At 61.6% G+C, this 14,649-nt stretch carries 16 protein-coding genes and 1 tRNA gene; 7 read left to right on the top strand and 10 right to left on the bottom strand.

All coding sequences use genetic code 11. The features are described 5' to 3' along the window. Window positions 1-2: 2 nt before the first annotated feature. The 5 genes from EK369_RS03460 (at window position 3) to EK369_RS03480 (ending at window position 3,645) form a co-directional block, all read left to right on the top strand. Window positions 3-977: a beta-ketoacyl-ACP synthase III gene (locus EK369_RS03460; protein WP_127112272.1), complete on the top strand. Its 975-nt coding sequence runs from the start codon at window positions 3-5 to the stop codon at window positions 975-977. Window positions 978-1,119: 142 nt separating this feature from the next. Further along, complete coding sequence (ihfA, locus tag EK369_RS03465) at window positions 1,120-1,422, top strand: integration host factor subunit alpha (protein ID WP_127112273.1); 303 nt, start codon at window positions 1,120-1,122, stop codon at window positions 1,420-1,422. 15 nt (window positions 1,423-1,437) lie between these two features. Beyond that, window positions 1,438-2,373 carry a MerR family transcriptional regulator gene (locus EK369_RS22110; RefSeq protein ID WP_235871332.1) on the top strand — a complete coding sequence of 312 codons (936 nt, stop codon included), beginning with the start codon at window positions 1,438-1,440 and terminating at the stop codon, window positions 2,371-2,373. A 60-nt stretch (window positions 2,374-2,433) separates the two neighbouring features. Next, window positions 2,434-2,510: transfer RNA gene (locus tag EK369_RS03475), tRNA-Pro, on the top strand. 58 nt (window positions 2,511-2,568) lie between these two features. Beyond that, window positions 2,569-3,645: a 2'-deoxycytidine 5'-triphosphate deaminase gene (locus EK369_RS03480; protein WP_127112274.1), complete on the top strand. Its 1,077-nt coding sequence runs from the start codon at window positions 2,569-2,571 to the stop codon at window positions 3,643-3,645. A gap of 3 nt (window positions 3,646-3,648) precedes the next feature. Here EK369_RS03480 and EK369_RS03485 read toward each other — a convergent pair whose 3' ends face one another. After that, the gene (locus EK369_RS03485; RefSeq protein ID WP_127112275.1) at window positions 3,649-4,185 is read right to left on the bottom strand and encodes an Lrp/AsnC family transcriptional regulator; all 537 of its coding nucleotides are present in this window, start codon (window positions 4,183-4,185) and stop codon (window positions 3,649-3,651) included. Between the two features lie 74 nt (window positions 4,186-4,259). Here EK369_RS03485 and EK369_RS03490 point away from each other — a divergent pair, with 74 nt between their 5' ends. After that, the gene (locus EK369_RS03490; RefSeq protein ID WP_127112276.1) at window positions 4,260-5,402 is read left to right on the top strand and encodes an MFS transporter; all 1,143 of its coding nucleotides are present in this window, start codon (window positions 4,260-4,262) and stop codon (window positions 5,400-5,402) included. Between the two features lie 10 nt (window positions 5,403-5,412). Here the strand turns inward: EK369_RS03490 and EK369_RS03495 are convergent, their stop codons facing one another. From EK369_RS03495 to EK369_RS03525, 7 genes are all read right to left on the bottom strand, one after another. Further along, window positions 5,413-5,631, bottom strand: a complete 219-nt coding sequence (locus tag EK369_RS03495) for a hypothetical protein (RefSeq protein WP_127112277.1) — start codon at window positions 5,629-5,631, stop codon at window positions 5,413-5,415. A 106-nt stretch (window positions 5,632-5,737) separates the two neighbouring features. Further along, window positions 5,738-6,397: an SMC-Scp complex subunit ScpB gene (scpB, locus tag EK369_RS03500; RefSeq protein WP_127112278.1), complete on the bottom strand. Its 660-nt coding sequence runs from the start codon at window positions 6,395-6,397 to the stop codon at window positions 5,738-5,740. Further along, window positions 6,390-7,187, bottom strand: a complete 798-nt coding sequence (locus EK369_RS03505; protein ID WP_127112279.1) for a segregation and condensation protein A — start codon at window positions 7,185-7,187, stop codon at window positions 6,390-6,392. The genes scpB and EK369_RS03505 overlap by 8 nt, the downstream gene beginning before the upstream one ends. Before the next feature lie 11 nt (window positions 7,188-7,198). Next, entirely contained in the window at window positions 7,199-8,236 is a 1,038-nt protein-coding gene (locus EK369_RS03510) for a glycoside hydrolase family 3 N-terminal domain-containing protein (protein ID WP_438672153.1), read from the bottom strand. Further along, window positions 8,182-9,159, bottom strand: a complete 978-nt coding sequence (locus tag EK369_RS03515; protein WP_235871333.1) for an SPOR domain-containing protein — start codon at window positions 9,157-9,159, stop codon at window positions 8,182-8,184. Before EK369_RS03515 ends, EK369_RS03510 begins: the two co-directional genes overlap by 55 nt. A gap of 78 nt (window positions 9,160-9,237) precedes the next feature. Beyond that, window positions 9,238-10,983: an arginine--tRNA ligase gene (gene argS, locus EK369_RS03520; RefSeq protein WP_127112280.1), complete on the bottom strand. Its 1,746-nt coding sequence runs from the start codon at window positions 10,981-10,983 to the stop codon at window positions 9,238-9,240. A gap of 52 nt (window positions 10,984-11,035) precedes the next feature. After that, on the bottom strand, window positions 11,036-12,172 hold the full coding sequence (locus EK369_RS03525) for a deoxyguanosinetriphosphate triphosphohydrolase (protein WP_127112281.1): 1,137 nt from the start codon (window positions 12,170-12,172) through the stop codon (window positions 11,036-11,038). 102 nt (window positions 12,173-12,274) lie between these two features. Between EK369_RS03525 and EK369_RS03530 the strand changes: the two genes are divergently transcribed. Further along, window positions 12,275-12,598, top strand: a complete 324-nt coding sequence (locus EK369_RS03530) for a HesB/IscA family protein (RefSeq protein ID WP_127112282.1) — start codon at window positions 12,275-12,277, stop codon at window positions 12,596-12,598. Window positions 12,599-12,607: 9 nt separating this feature from the next. Here EK369_RS03530 and EK369_RS03535 read toward each other — a convergent pair whose 3' ends face one another. Both EK369_RS03535 and EK369_RS03540 read right to left on the bottom strand, forming a co-directional pair. Beyond that, window positions 12,608-13,531, bottom strand: a complete 924-nt coding sequence (locus EK369_RS03535; protein ID WP_127112283.1) for a DMT family transporter — start codon at window positions 13,529-13,531, stop codon at window positions 12,608-12,610. Further along, window positions 13,531-14,604 carry a DUF6902 family protein gene (locus tag EK369_RS03540; RefSeq protein WP_127112284.1) on the bottom strand — a complete coding sequence of 358 codons (1,074 nt, stop codon included), beginning with the start codon at window positions 14,602-14,604 and terminating at the stop codon, window positions 13,531-13,533. Before EK369_RS03540 ends, EK369_RS03535 begins: the two co-directional genes overlap by 1 nt. Between the last annotated feature and the right edge of the window lie 45 nt (window positions 14,605-14,649).

The raw sequence follows: 14,649 nt of genomic DNA on the forward strand, positions 1-14,649 counted from the left end.
ACATGACAGTACGCGCCGTGGTCAAAGGCGTTGGGCACTATCTGCCCGAACGAGTTGTCCCCAATTCCGAGTTCGAAAACTTCCTGGACACTTCGGATGAATGGATTCGCTCGCGCTCGGGGATCGAGCGGCGGCATTTCGCGGCAGAAGGTCAGACCACCTCGGATCTCGGGTATGAGGCCTGCAAGATGGCGCTGGCAGACGCGGGCATGGAAGCGGATGAGATTGACGGCATCGTCGTGGCCACCTCGACGCCCGATCTGACCTTTCCGTCGGTCGCCACCATGTTGCAAAGCAAACTGGGCATGACCCGCGGCTTTGGCTTTGACGTGCAGGCGGTCTGCGCGGGCTTTGTCTATGCGCTGACCAATGCCAATGCGCTGATTCTGTCGGGCCAGTGCAAAACGGTGCTGGTGGTGGGCGCAGAGACGTTCAGCCGCATCATGGACTGGGAAGATCGCGCCACCTGCGTGTTGTTCGGCGATGGCGCAGGCGCGCTGGTCATGCAGGCCGAGGTTGGCAACGGCGACAGCGACGACCGCGGTATTCTGTCTGCGGACCTGAATTCCGACGGGCGCTACAAGGACATGCTGTATGTCGACGGTGGTGTTTCGACCAGCGGCGAATCCGGCAAATTACGTATGCAGGGCAATGCCTTGTTCCGTCAGGCAGTGGAAAAGCTGACCTCGACCGCCCACACGGCTTTGTCGAAGATCGGGCTGACCGACGACTCGGTCGACTGGATCGTGCCGCATCAGGCCAATATCCGCATCATCAAGGGCACCGCCAAGAAGATGGGTGTGCCGATGGAGCGCGTGATTGTCACGGTTCAGGACCACGGCAACACTTCGGCGGCCTCAATCCCGCTGGCCCTGTCGGTGGGTGTCGCCGAGGGCCGGATCAAACGCGGCGATTTGCTGGTGACCGAGGCGATCGGGGGCGGATTGGCCTGGGGTTCGGTTGTCCTGCGTTGGTAATTCACGGCGAATTCCGGCCAGAACAGTGAAGAGTCGGGGCTAAACCGCTGTTTCCATACGGTTCTTGTTGACTCGGAAAATTCCTTGCACCTAATGTTGTGCCTAACACGACAAAAACGGCTGCATTTCTGGGGGACACACCATGAGCGAAAAGACATTGACCCGTATGGACCTGAGCGAGGCGGTGTTCCGCGAGGTCGGGCTTTCGCGCAATGACTCCTCTCAGTTGGTAGAGACCGTTCTGAACCATATGTCCGATGCCCTGGTGCAGGGGGAGCAGGTCAAGATATCGTCTTTCGGAACGTTCAGTGTCCGCGACAAGGCCGCCCGTGTGGGCCGCAATCCCAAGACCGGACAGGAAGTGCCGATCAGCCCGCGCCGCGTGCTGACCTTTCGCCCATCGCACCTGATGAAAGAGCGCGTCGCCGCCGGCAACAAGCGCTAAGGCGGGGATCGGGCGATGGGCAAATCCAGAGACGCCTTTCGCACCATCAGCGAGGTCGCTGACTGGCTGGACACCCAGGCCCATGTGCTGCGGTTCTGGGAAAGCAAGTTTACACAAGTAAAACCTGTGAAGCGTGCCGGGGGGCGGCGCTATTACCGCCCTGCGGATATGCGCCTGTTGGGCGGTATCAAGAAGCTGCTGCATGACGATGGCATGACCATCAAGGGCGCGCAGAAACTGTTGCGCGAAAAGGGCGTGAAACATGTCTCTGCCCTGTCGCAACCGCTGGACGATGAGCAGGACGAGGCACCGCTGGGCGCCGCTGTGATCGAGGTGCAACCGCCCGAGGCGATGCCTGTGCCAGCCGAGGTGCTTGAGTTTGCCCCTGCGGCGGACGCTGTGGCCGCCACAAGTGAAGACCTGTCAGACATGGAGGGCGACCTGTTCCCGGTGAAATCCGCCGAGGATGCAGCGCCCGAGGCTGAGGAGGTCGCGGAAGACGCGGCGACCGCGTCGGGTGATCCCCTGCCCGGTCAGGACGAATTGCCCGCCTTTCTGCAGCGTGTGACCTTTGACACGGTTTCTGACGACGAGGATGACCCGTGGGAAGAAGACGTTTCCGCGGCTCCGCTTGAGAATGAGGCTGCGCCGGAGGAACCGGAGCCCGAGCCTGTTGCGTCAACCGAGGCGGAAGACCCGGTTGCCGAAGCGACGGAAATCGTGGAAGACAGGGCTGCGCCATCCGAGGCCCCTGCCCCGGAAAGCGTCGAAGAGACACCGCGCGCAGCAGCGCCCAAGACGGACAAGACCTCGATGGAACCAGGACAATCGCTGTTGCCGGAACTGGCGGCCACCCGCGAAATTACAGCCGAGAACCGGGCCGAGGCCCGCGCGTTGCTGGATCGGCTCGCTGCGCTGCACGCCCGCGTGGCGCAAAGCGAAAATGCCTGAGTGGATTTGACGTTTTTTGACTTGCCCCCGCCTGCAAATTCGCTATGAACGCTCTCACGTCGGGCTATGGCGCAGCCTGGTAGCGCGTCCGTCTGGGGGACGGAAGGTCGCAGGTTCGAGTCCTGCTAGCCCGACCATTAAAAACCGCCCGCGGCCCGCAAGGCCCGGGCGTTTTTTGTATCCAAGGGGACCCTTATGACCGGCGTATTGCCCAGCCAAGCCATTGAAAACATGCTGACCTCGGGCGAGATCATCGCCGAGCCGCCAGCCATCGAAGGCCAGGTTCAGCCTGCCAGCCTGGATTTGCGGCTGGGGCATGTGGCCTATCGCGTGCGGGCCTCGTTTCTGGCGGGACAAGGGCGCAGCGTCGCTGATCGCCTGCAGGAATTCGAAATGCACCAGATCGACCTGACAGACGGGGCGGTGCTGGAAAAGGGCTGCGTCTATGTCGTGCCGCTGATGGAATCACTGGCGCTGCCGCAGGACGTGCAGGCCGTGGCCAATGCCAAGAGCTCGACCGGGCGGCTTGACCTGTTGACCCGCGCCATCACCGATGGTGGCACCGAATTTGATCGCATCCAGCCGGGGTATCACGGGCCGCTATATGCGGAAATCTGCCCCCGTTCGTTCTCGGTTCTGGTGCGTCCGGGCATGCGGCTGAACCAGATCAGGTTCCGGCAGGGCCAAAGCATCCTGTCGGACCATGACCTGATGGTTCTGCACGAGCGCGCGCCGCTGGTGGATGGCGAGGCGGTGATTGACGATGGGTTGGGGTTCTCGGTGGATTTGAAACCGGCCAAGGGCACCCTGGTGGGCTATCGCGCCAAGCCGCACACGGGCGTCATCGATCTGGACAACATCGGGCATTACGACCCGGCGGAATACTGGGAAGAGCTGCATTCTTCCGACGGCAAGATCATCCTTGATCCCGGTGCCTTTTACATCCTCGTCAGTCGCGAAGCAGTGCATATCCCGCCTGCCTATGCCGCCGAGATGGCGCCGTTTCTTGCCATGGTGGGCGAGTTCCGCGTGCATTACGCGGGCTTTTTTGATCCCGGCTTTGGCCATGACGCGGCAGGGGGATCCGGCTCGCGCGGGGTGTTGGAAGTGCGCTGTCACGAGGCCCCGTTTGTGCTGGAGCACGGGCAGGTCGTGGGGCGGTTGGTCTATGAACGCATGGCGGATGTGCCCGACCAGCTTTATGGCGCCGGTATCGCGTCGAACTATCAGGGTCAGGGCCTGAAACTATCCAAACATTTCAAGTCTGTATGATCCCTACTTCACGTTGTCACCCTGGCTTAGCTCCGGGGTGATTCCGGCCTGTACACCGCGTTCCAGATGAGTTGACAGCACCACGTAGGTCCGCGTGCCGCGTACCCCCGGCATGTCGTAAATGCGCCAGAGAAAGCCCTCCATCGCTTCGGGGCAATCCATGCGCACCTTGAGGATCAGCCCGGTGTCACCGGTGACCGCGTGCACCTCTTCCACCTCGGGCAGCTGCGCGAGGTCCAGGACGCCTTCGGTTTTGCCCCAGCCCGCTGCCTCGACATGGACAAAGGCGAGAAAGTCCTTGCCCAGCGAGGGGCCATGCAGATCGGCGCTGGTGCGCTTGATGACACCGGTGGCGCGCAGGCGTTTGACACGTTCGTGTACCGCAGGCGCAGACAGCCCCACCTCGCGGCTCAGATCGGCGTAAGAGCGGGTGGCGTCCTCGGTCAGGGCGCTTAATATTTTTCGATCCAATGCATCCAGCGGCTTGGACCTTGGGGTGTTTTGCCGAAGATTGTCTGTTTCTGACTCGCGATCCGTCATTCCGTCTTTCCTGAACCAAGTTTGGCATCTAGACAAAATACCGAACTCAATTCATCACTTCAAGGCTTTGACAGATGATCCTTTTGCTCATGCTCTGTATCGGGCTGATCGGCGCGAATTCCCTGGTGTTGTCGCCAATCGCGGCCAATGTGGCCATGGGCCTGGGCGTGGACAACGCGGCCCAAGTGATGACGGCGGCCGGGATCTATGGCATCGGCGTGGCCCTGTCAGCGCTGTTTCTGGCTCCGCGCGCGGATCGGGTGGGCGCGCACAAGGCGCTGATGACGGCGCTGATCCTGATCACACTGGGGCTGGGTCTGAGCGGAGTTGCCCCGGCCATGTGGGCCCTGAACCTTGGGCAGGGGCTGACCGGGGTTGGCGTGGGCATGGCCCTGCCCGCGATCTATTCGCTCGCGGCCATCATTGCGCCCAAGGGCCAGGAATCACGCGTCATGGGGTTGGTTCTGACCGGCTGGACGCTGTCGATGGTGGGCGGTGTGACGCTGGCGGCGCATATTGCTGACCTCTGGGGGTGGCGCATGGTGTTTTTCCTGCTGACCGGCGGCATGGTTGTGATTTTCCTGGTGGTGCGCAGCGCGCGTTTCCCGGTGCAGCCCACGTCCGAGCGGGTCACCTCGCCCTTTAGCGCCCTGCAGGTTCCGGGCATCTTGCCTGCGTTGTTTTCGGTGGTGATGCTGGGCACCGGGTTTTACGGCATCTACACCTATCTGGGCGCGCATCTGACCGGCAATCTGGGGCGCGAGGTCAGCGAGGCCGGGTGGTTGACGCTGAGCTACGGGTTGGGGTTTGGCGCGGCGACGCTGGTCGACCCCTGGTTGGACAAGGTTGGACCGCGCCGGGGTCTGCTGGCGGTTTTTGGCGCCTTGGGGGTGTACTATGGTTTTGCGTCGCTCTGGACGGCCAGTTACGCCGTTCTGGTGGCGGTGATGTTTGGCTGGGGTGTGTTGCAGCACCTGGGGCTGAACCTGACGGTCAGTCGCCTGAGCCAGCTGGACCCGTCGCAACGCGGTGCGGTGATGGGCATGAACTCGACCGTGATGTATGTCAGCGTCTTTGGCGCCACGTTCCTGTTCCGCCCGGTGTTTGAAGGCGGCGGTCTGGCGGCTTGTTTCTGGGGAGCGAGCGCTCTGGCGGCCCTGGGCGCGGCAGAGGCGCTGGTCGCGCGGATGCGCGCCCGTCAATCAGGTCTGGCCTGAGAACAAGGCTTTAGAAGCGCCCGATCTTGCGCGCCATGCGGGTGACCTGACGGGCCTGTTTTGCGTCGAACTTGGGCGCAGGCGATGCGCCGTCACGATGCTGCTGTGGCTGCGAACGCCCTGCCGTATCCCGGCGGTTCAGCGCATCGGTGCCAGCTTTCATGCCAAAATTCATCGCTTTGCGCACAAACATGCGCACGATCATATTCATCAGTTGGTTCGCATTCATGGGATAGGTCCCGGTTTTAGTGACTGCCTTGGGGCATAAGATAGGGGCGGATTATGCTGATAATAAGGCGAAAGGCGAGAAACAGCCCGCGACGGGGGCCATTGGGTCAGTCTTCGAACAGTTCGGACTGACCTTCGCTGGCCTCTTCTTCGCTCTCATCGCCATCGCCCAAGCGGGGCATGGTTCCGGGGGGCGGACGGTTTTCCAACAGGCCTGCGGCGCGCAGCTCCTTGAGGCCCGGCAGATCCCGGGCGCTTTCCAGTCCGAAATGATCGAGGAATTCCGAGGTCACCACAAATGTGACGGGCCGCCCCGGTGTCATCTTGCGGCGGCCAAAGCGGATCCACTCCATTTCGAGCAGCTGATCGACGGTGCCGCGGCTGACGCTGACCCCGCGAATTTCTTCGATCTCGGCGCGGGTGACGGGTTGGTGATAGGAAATGATGGCCAGCGTTTCGATCGCGGCACGCGAGAGTTTGCGGGTCTCGACCATTTCTTTTTGCATCAGGAACCCAAGGTCAGAGGCCGTGCGCATGGCCCAGGCATCGCCCACCTTGGTCACGCGCACGCCACGCCCCTCGTACCGCTTGCGCAGGTGTACCAAGGCCTCGGCGGCATCACAGCCATGGGGCATACGGTCGTTCAACTCTTTCACGGTCACCGGTTCGGCGCTGGCAAAGAGGATGGCCTCGCACATGCGTTCCTGCTCGGCTATGGGCGGGGCCTCGAACAGGCTTTCTTCTTTTTCTTCAATCTCTTCAGCCATGATCTTCATCTTTTTTGCGCAGCTGGATTGGTGCGAATGTCTGGGTTTGGCGGATCTCGACCTTGCCCTCTTTGGCCAGTTCAAGCGAGGCGGCAAAGGTCGCCGCCGTGGCCGAGCGGCGTTTCTTGGGGTCACTTTCCCAACCGGCTGGCAGATAGCTGAGGATGTCGGTCCACTCGCCCGCAAAGCCGATCAGGCCGCGCATGCGTTCCAGCGCCTCTTCCATGGTGAACACGCTGTCGCGGTCCAGGGTAAAGGGGCGAAAGTCATCGCGGGTGCGGATGCGCGCATAGCCCTGCATCAGGTCGAGGAGCGTTGCCGTATAAGTCACACGACGAACACGGGTGACGTCTTCGGGGATGCCACGGGCGAAGAAGTCGCGGCCCAAGCGGTCGCGCGCCATCAGCTTGGCCGCCGCGTCGCGCATCGCCTGTAGCCGTTCCAACTGAAACGCGAGGTGGGCGGCCAGTTCCTCGCCCGAGGGGCCGTCTTCGGTGGGATCGGGGGGCAACAGCAGGCGGGATTTCAAAAAGGCGAGCCAGGCGGCCATAACGAGATAATCGGCGGCCAGTTCCAAACGCAGCTGTTTGGCCTTTTCCACAAAGGCCAGGTACTGATGCGCCAGCTCAAGGATCGAAATTTTGCGCAGATCGACCTTTTGGGTGCGTGAGAGTGTCAGCAAGAGGTCAAGCGGGCCTTCGAAACCGTCGACATCGACGATCAGCGCCTCGGCTGCCAGCCGCGCGGCGACGGCATCCGTCTGGATTTCGCTTGAGAATTCTTCGGCCATGCCCCTGCCCGTCAGATCAGGGTTTCAAGTTCGGCAGTGAGGGCAGGAATGTCAAGCGCGCCGGGCCTGGGGCGGGTGTCGAGCACCCTTTGGGCGCGCTCATCCGCCCGTGCGGGCATCTTCGCGACGGCCTGAGCCACGTCGATGCGTTCGGACAGGGGGCCGTTGCAGTGCAGGATGACGTCGCAGCCTGCCGCGATTGCGGCAATCGAGCGGTCCACGACAGTGCCCGAAAGCGCCTGCATGCCAATGTCATCGGTCATGATGAGGCCATCAAATCCGATATCTTCGCGGATGTAGCGCATTGTCGGTGGGGAAATGGTGGCGGGCAGCGTATCTATCGCCTCGATCGCCAGATGGGCGGTCATGCCCATGGAGAGGTCGTTTAGCGCCCGAAACGGCGCAAAATCGGATTGCAGCGCGCTTAGCGGAGCGGAGACATGCGGCAGGTTGTGATGGCTGTCCACGGTGGCGCGGCCATGGCCGGGGATGTGTTTCACCACCGGCAGAACGCCCGCATCCAGATGGCCGTCGGCCACTGCACGACCGAGTGCGGCCACCACGGTGGGGTCCTCGCCGTAGCAGCGATTGCGCAGGAAGGGGTGTGTTTCGGCGCTGGCGACATCAACCAGAGGCGCGCAATTGCTGTCGATCCCGAGCGAGATCAATTCGTGCGCCGTAATGGCGCTGCGCAGGTACATGGCGCGTGCGGCGTTGGGGCCTGCGGCTTGAACAAAATCCAGAGCGGGAGTCCATTCGGTGGCCAGCGGAGCGCGCAGGCGCTGCACGCGGCCGCCCTCTTGGTCGATCAGGATCGGGGCGTCGTGGCCCACGCAGGCGCGCAGCTCATCCGTGAGGGCGCGGACCTGGTCCGCCGTGTCGATGTTGCGCGCGAAAAGGATAAAACCAAAGGGGTTGGCGTCGCGATAAAACGCTTTTTCCTCAGAGGATAAGCGCAGGCCATCACATCCGAAAATGGCTGCTGTAAAGCCGCTCAACGCACGGTCACCGGGATGCAATCCGCGCGTTCGGCTTTCAGCGCCGAGCACATGCGACGGGCATCGCTGAGATCGGCAAAGCCCATGGCGCGCAGGCGATAAAAGACACGGCCCCCGCTGGTGGCTTGCTGGATCACCCGTGTTTTATCGCCAAGATAGTCGCCGAAGCGCGCGCTGAGCTTGTTCCATTCCTCGGCTGCGATCTCTTCGCTGCCAAAGGCACCGAGCTGCACCAGATGGGTGCCAACCGGGATCGAGGCCGCATCAACGCTGGTGGGCGGAGTATTGGGCAGGCTGTCGTCTCCGCTGGCGCTGGCCGCTGCCACTTGTTCAACCTTGCCCAGAGATGCGGGGCGCAGTACCGGACGCAGCGAATGGCTGACGCCATTGGTGAACACGACTTTTGGAGCGGGGGCTGGCTCGGGGGTGGCCACGGAGGTTTGCACCGGGGTTGCCGGGGTTTCGGGGGCCGTGCCCATGGGTTCGGCCTCGGCTGCGATCTTGTCGGCGAGCGCGGCAATCGCGTCGATCTTGTCCGTTGAAAGCGGCGGTGGCGCGACGATATCGCCGGTGTCCTGGACCTGCGCTGTCTCGACAGTCGTGGTTTCAACTGCGGGCACGCTGGCGGTGATGATTTTTTCATCCTCGGGCGTAAGGTCGATGGGCTCGGGCGCCAGAACCAGACGGTCTGCGGGTGGGGCGGCAGAGCCTTCGGCGGCCACGGCGTTCACCGCGAGACCCTGGTGGGCGGCCTGACGGCCCCCGGGGTCATCGGGCTGGATACGCATCGGCCCCTCGACCGCACGCACCACCGGCACGCCGGTCACATCACGTACCAGAAGCTTGTAGCCCCAGACACCTGCACCCACGATCAGCGCCAGCGACGCCGCCGCGCCCAGCATGTTTAGAAGGGGACCAATCGTCCGGGGTTCTGGGGATTGCATCCCCTGCCCCGACATCGGGATCTCTGCCATGTTCGCCTCACTGCCACGGCGAAGCTTGTCGCCGGGGTTGTCTTGCCTTTTGCCTTCAACCCCGCGCGACGTGCAGTTTTATCGCATCTCTTGCGCAGGAGTTACGCCAAGAATACCAAGACCGGCAGAAATAACAACGGCTACGGCACGAGCCAGGGCGATTTTCGCCTGTGATGTGGCGGCGTTACCGTCCTGAATGAAGCGCAGAGAGGTGTCTTCGTTGCCTTTGTTCCAAAGCCCGTGCAATTCGCTGGCCAGCTCATAGAGGTAAAAGGCGACGCGGTGCGGTTCGTTGGTGCGGCCTGCGATCTCGACCAGGCGCGGCCATTCGGCGATCTTTTTGGCAACGGTGATCTCGGCCTCGTGGTTCAGTTGCGCCAGATCGGCAGCGGCAAGGGTCGCGTCATCGGCCGTGATCCCTGCCTCTTCCGCCTTGCGCAGCACTGAACAGACGCGAGCGTGGGCGTATTGCACGTAGAACACCGGATTGTCCTTGGACTGTTCCAGCACCTTGTCAAAGTCGAAGTCCAAGGGCGCGTCGTTCTTGCGGGTCAGCATGTGGAAGCGGGTGACGTCTGCGCCCACCTGATCCACAACATCCCGCAGGGTGATGAAGGTGCCCGCGCGTTTGGACATCTTGAACGGCTCGCCGTTCTTGTAGAGTTTGACCAGCTGGGTGAGCTTGATGTCAAGCGGCACGCGCCCATCGCTGAGGGCCGACACGGCCGCTTTCATGCGTTTAACATAGCCACCGTGGTCGGCGCCGAACACATCAATAAGTGCGTCGAAGCCTCTGGAAACCTTATCATAATGATAGGCGATGTCTGGCGCGAAATAGGTCCAGGCGCCGTCGGATTTCTTGACCGGGCGATCCACGTCATCACCATGTTCGGTCGATTTGAACAGGGTCTGTTTGCGCGGCTCCCAGTCCTCGGGCTTTTTACCCTTGGGCGGTTCCAGCACGCCTTCATAGATCAGGCCCTTGTCTTGCAGTGACTGCAGCGCGGCCTCGATCTGGCCGGTGCCATAGAGCGACTTTTCCGAGTAAAACAGGTCCATCTCGACACCCAGCGCCCTGAGGTCGGCGCGGATCAGGTCCATCATCGCTTCGGTCGCGTAGTCACGGATTTCGACCAACCAGACGTCTTCGGGCTGCCCCACATAGGCGTCGCCCACCTTGTCCTTAAGCGCCTCGCCAACCGGGACCAGATAGTCGCCGGGGTATGTGCCATCCTCGAACGCGACCTCTTGGCCGTGCGCTTCGAGATAGCGCAGATAGACCGAACGGGCGAGCACATCGACCTGCGCGCCGCCGTCGTTGATGTAGTATTCGCGGGTGACGTTGTAGCCGACAAAATCCAAGAGCGAGGCCAGCGCATCGCCAAAGACCGCGCCGCGTGTGTGGCCGACGTGCAGGGGGCCGGTCGGGTTGGCGGAAACATATTCCACATTGACCTTTTGCCCCTGCCCCATGGTGGAGCGGCCAAAATCAGTGCCGGTTTCAATCGCGGATTTCACGATGCCCTGCCAGAGCACGGGCGCAAGACGCAGGTTCAGGAATCCGGGGCCAGCCACTTCGGCGCTGGTGACGCGATCATCCTGGGCCAGTTTGGCGGCAAGGGTTTCGGCAATGTCACGCGGTTTCATCTTGGCGGGCTTGGCCAGCACCATGGCCGCATTGGTTGCCATGTCGCCATGGGCGGCGTCGCGCGGCGGCTCAACAGCCACGTTCCTGAAGTCCAGCCCGTCGGGCAGCGAGCCTTCGGACTGCATGGTTTCCAAAGCGCTGATCACCAGCGCGCGCATGTCGGTGAAGAGGTTCATGAGACCCGTCCTGAAATGGTTTGAGGCGGGTTTACCACCGTGGGCGTAGAGGTCAACCGAAGAGCCGCGCGTGTTCCTGCAGGGCAAAGCGATCCGTCATGCCCGAGAGATAGTCCGAAACGATGCGCGCCACATGGGTTTTGTCCGGGGCGGCGGCGATGTCGGGCTGCCAGCGCTTTGGCAAAAGCGTGGTGTCGTTCAGGAAGAGCGGAAAGAGATCCTCGACCACCTGTGTTACCTCGGCGCGTTTCACCATGACCGAAGGTGCGCGGTACATGCGGGTGAACAGAAAGTGGCGGATTTGTTTCAGATCGGCCCAGAGTGCGGGTGAGAATTGCACAACGGGCGCGCCGTTGGCACGGATGTCGGCCACAGAGGCGGCGCCGCTGGCCGCAAGCAGGGCGCGCGATGTGTCGATCACATCGGACACCATCACGCCGAACACCCGGCGCAGGGCCTCGTGCCGACGGCGGGTTGGATCAAGCTTGGGATAGGTCGCATCCACCTCGGCATAGGCCGGGCCAATGATGGGGAGTGCGGCGATTTCCGTCTCGGAGAACAGCTCGGCGCGCAGCCCGTCATGCAGGTCGTGGTTGTTATAGGCAATGTCGTCGGCAAGGGCGGCAACCTGTGCCTCGGCGCTGGCATAGGTGTGCAGTTCCAGGTCGTGCACCGCGTTGTAATCGGACAGCGCATAGGGCAGCTCTCCGGTCACCGGGCCGTTATGTTTTGCAATGCCTTCAAGGGTTTCCCAGGTGAGGTTCAACCCGTCGAACCCGGCATAATGCCGTTCAAGCGACGTCACGATGCGGATCGCCTGGGCGTTGTGGTCGAACCCGCCATAGGGCTGCATCAAGGCGTCCAGCGCGTCTTCGCCGGTGTGGCCAAAGGGGGTGTGGCCAAGGTCATGGGCCAGGGCCACGGCCTCGGTCAGTTCGGGGTTGAGACCGAGGGCGCCGGAAATGGTACGCGCCACCTGCGCGACCTCGATCGAATGGGTCAGCCGGGTGCGGTAATAATCGCCCTCGTGTTCAACAAACACCTGGGTCTTGTGTTTTAGCCGTCGAAAGGCCGAGGCATGGATGATCCGGTCGCGATCCCGCTGAAAGCAGGAGCGAAAATTGCTTTCCTCTTCCCTGACCTGCCGTCCCCTGGCGGTCGCGGGATCCGAGGCATATGGCGCTCGCATGGTTGTTGGTCCTTGTCGCCTGTCCCTTTGATTTCTATATTGCAGCTTGGCTGTCATGGAAACCGGCCAAATTCGCGCGAACCTCTTGTCAGGAGTGACAAAATGAACCTTCCGCCAAAAGTCACGGACCGAGCCTTTGAACGTCTGGCCGAGATTGGTGCTGCCGATCAGGGACAGGCCCTGCGTGTGGCTGTGGAAGGGGGCGGCTGTTCCGGATTTCAGTACGAGATCAAACTGGACACACCAGCCGACGATGACATGGTGCTGGAAGGCAACGGCGAACGGGTTGTGGTGGACGAGATTTCGCTGCCGTTTCTTGCCAATGCGGTGATCGATTTCAGCGAAGAGCTGATCGGCGCCCGGTTTGTCATCAACAACCCGAACGCCACGAGCTCTTGCGGGTGCGGAACAAGTTTTTCGATGTAAGTCAAAAGACTAACGCGCGATCTTAAAGCGACGCAGCCAGGGCCATCCCGGAATTGCGATGGCTTTGTCGGGCTGCAATTGGTCCCAGACCATGAACACGCCGGATCCGATCACAATGGCCACACCAAGATAGATGTTGGCCGCCGGGACTTCGCCGAAGAACACCGCGCCAAGCGCCACCATCCAGACAAACTGCAGGTTCATGAGAGGTGTCACTGCATATGCGGCGAGCAAACGCAGCGACACCACCAAGAGCCAGCGCGCCGCAAACAGGCAGAACGCATAGGCGCAGACCCAGGCCAGGTCCGTGAGTGGCATGGTCTGGTAGACAAACGGCAGCGCCGCCCCCATACAGATGGCAAGGGCGAGGTTGGTGTAGAACACCTGTGCCAAGGCGTTTTTTTCATAACGGCCGATGTAGCGCGCCAACACCATGGACAGGGTGCCACACAGGCAGGCAACCAGAGCAATGACATGCCCGAAGGACACCGAGGACAGCCCCCCCGGAAACAGGCACAAGACACCGACAAAGCCCGCGCCCAAGGCCGCCCAGGCCATGGGGCGCACATGTTCCTGCAGGATCGGGGTTGAAAACAGGCCTGCGAAAATCGGCATCAACCCAATGAAAACAAAGACCTCTGCAAAGGGCAGATAGCGGAAGGCGTAGAAAAACGCGGCGGAACCGACAACAGTCAGTGCCGCGCGAAGGGCCATCACACGCGGGCAGGAGGTTTTGAGGGATTGACGTGGTCCCCCTGCCCGCGCTGAGACCCAGGCGAGTGCAACCACGATCATGCCACTAAGGGCAAAAAGTTGTGGCGCGGCATAGCCTTTGGCTATGAATTTCGTGATCGCATCCGCCGAGGAAATCAAAGCCGTGTAAAGCACCACCAACCCGGTACCAAACAGCGCTGTTTTGTTGAGCCCATTCATTACATCACCGCCAGTGACTGGCCGGTGCGGGCAAAGCCCTGAAAAAAATCGTCGAACTTGTCGCAAGAGGTTTCAGCCCAGCCCACAACGGTCTGTGCATCCTCTGACAGGTGGTCCAGCACCACGGGGCGCATGGCTTGCCAATCGCCCGAGCGGTCCGGCAGCTTGTACATGCATTCCGACAGTTCACGCAGCGGCCCGGCCACCCCATCGGGGCGGAAAAACGCCATGCGTTCGGATGTCATCGGCTTGGTAAAGCTGTTGTGGCCGCAGACGTTCATCATCCAGTTGCACACCAGAAACTCGTGGTAATCGTCCTGCGGTGTGGTTTGCCGTCCGGTTTCCACATCAAACATGTGGGTGTGGCGCACCAACCAGCTTTCCCAGAATTCCGGCACCTCGAAGCCGCCGTAGCGCAGGGCAATGCAGACCTCGGCCAGGAGGTCGGCGTTTTGTTCCAGAAAGGCGAGCAACCCGGTAAACTCAAGCGAGGTGCGGGTGTCATTGTCCAGCTGCGGATCCTTGCGGCCATATTCCGACAGGTAGAACACCGCGTGGGTCAGCTCGTAAGCGGCCTTTTTGTTGGGCATGGAAAAGGTTGCCGAGCGCGCGATGAACCCGCGCATCCGGTCTTCGAGCCCGGTGTCATCGGCCAGCGGATCAACCCCGCGGCGCAACATCAGGCGGCGGGCCTCCATGCGTTGCAGATCGGAAAGCTCTGCGTGGGCAAAACCCTGATCCGAGACCCATTTGGCAAGTGCCTCGCCCTTGGTGCCGGATACGCCGAGATCTTCGAGATCCAGGCAGATCGACAGAAGAAAGCGATAGTATTGCGGGAAAAAGCGCAGGCGGTCTTCGACCTTGGCATAGAAACCACGGTAGGCCTGTAGCGCTTCCTCGCCAGATTGAACGCCGGAACATTCAAGGATATTAAGGAGTTCCGCGTTTTCCTTCAACCAGAACACATCATCTCCAAAGCGACGATGATTGGCGAAGGACTGCATAAGCGCCGCGTGGCGCTCTTGCCTGGTTTGCCGCCGGGACGGGACGTTGAGTGCAATGATATTGGTCATGGTCTGTTTCCCTCTGGTCTGGAGAGGGCGCCTTTGCCCCAGCGC

The organism is Shimia sediminis, assembly GCF_003990645.1.
GTDB classification, from domain to species: Bacteria; Pseudomonadota; Alphaproteobacteria; order Rhodobacterales; family Rhodobacteraceae; genus Shimia; species Shimia sediminis.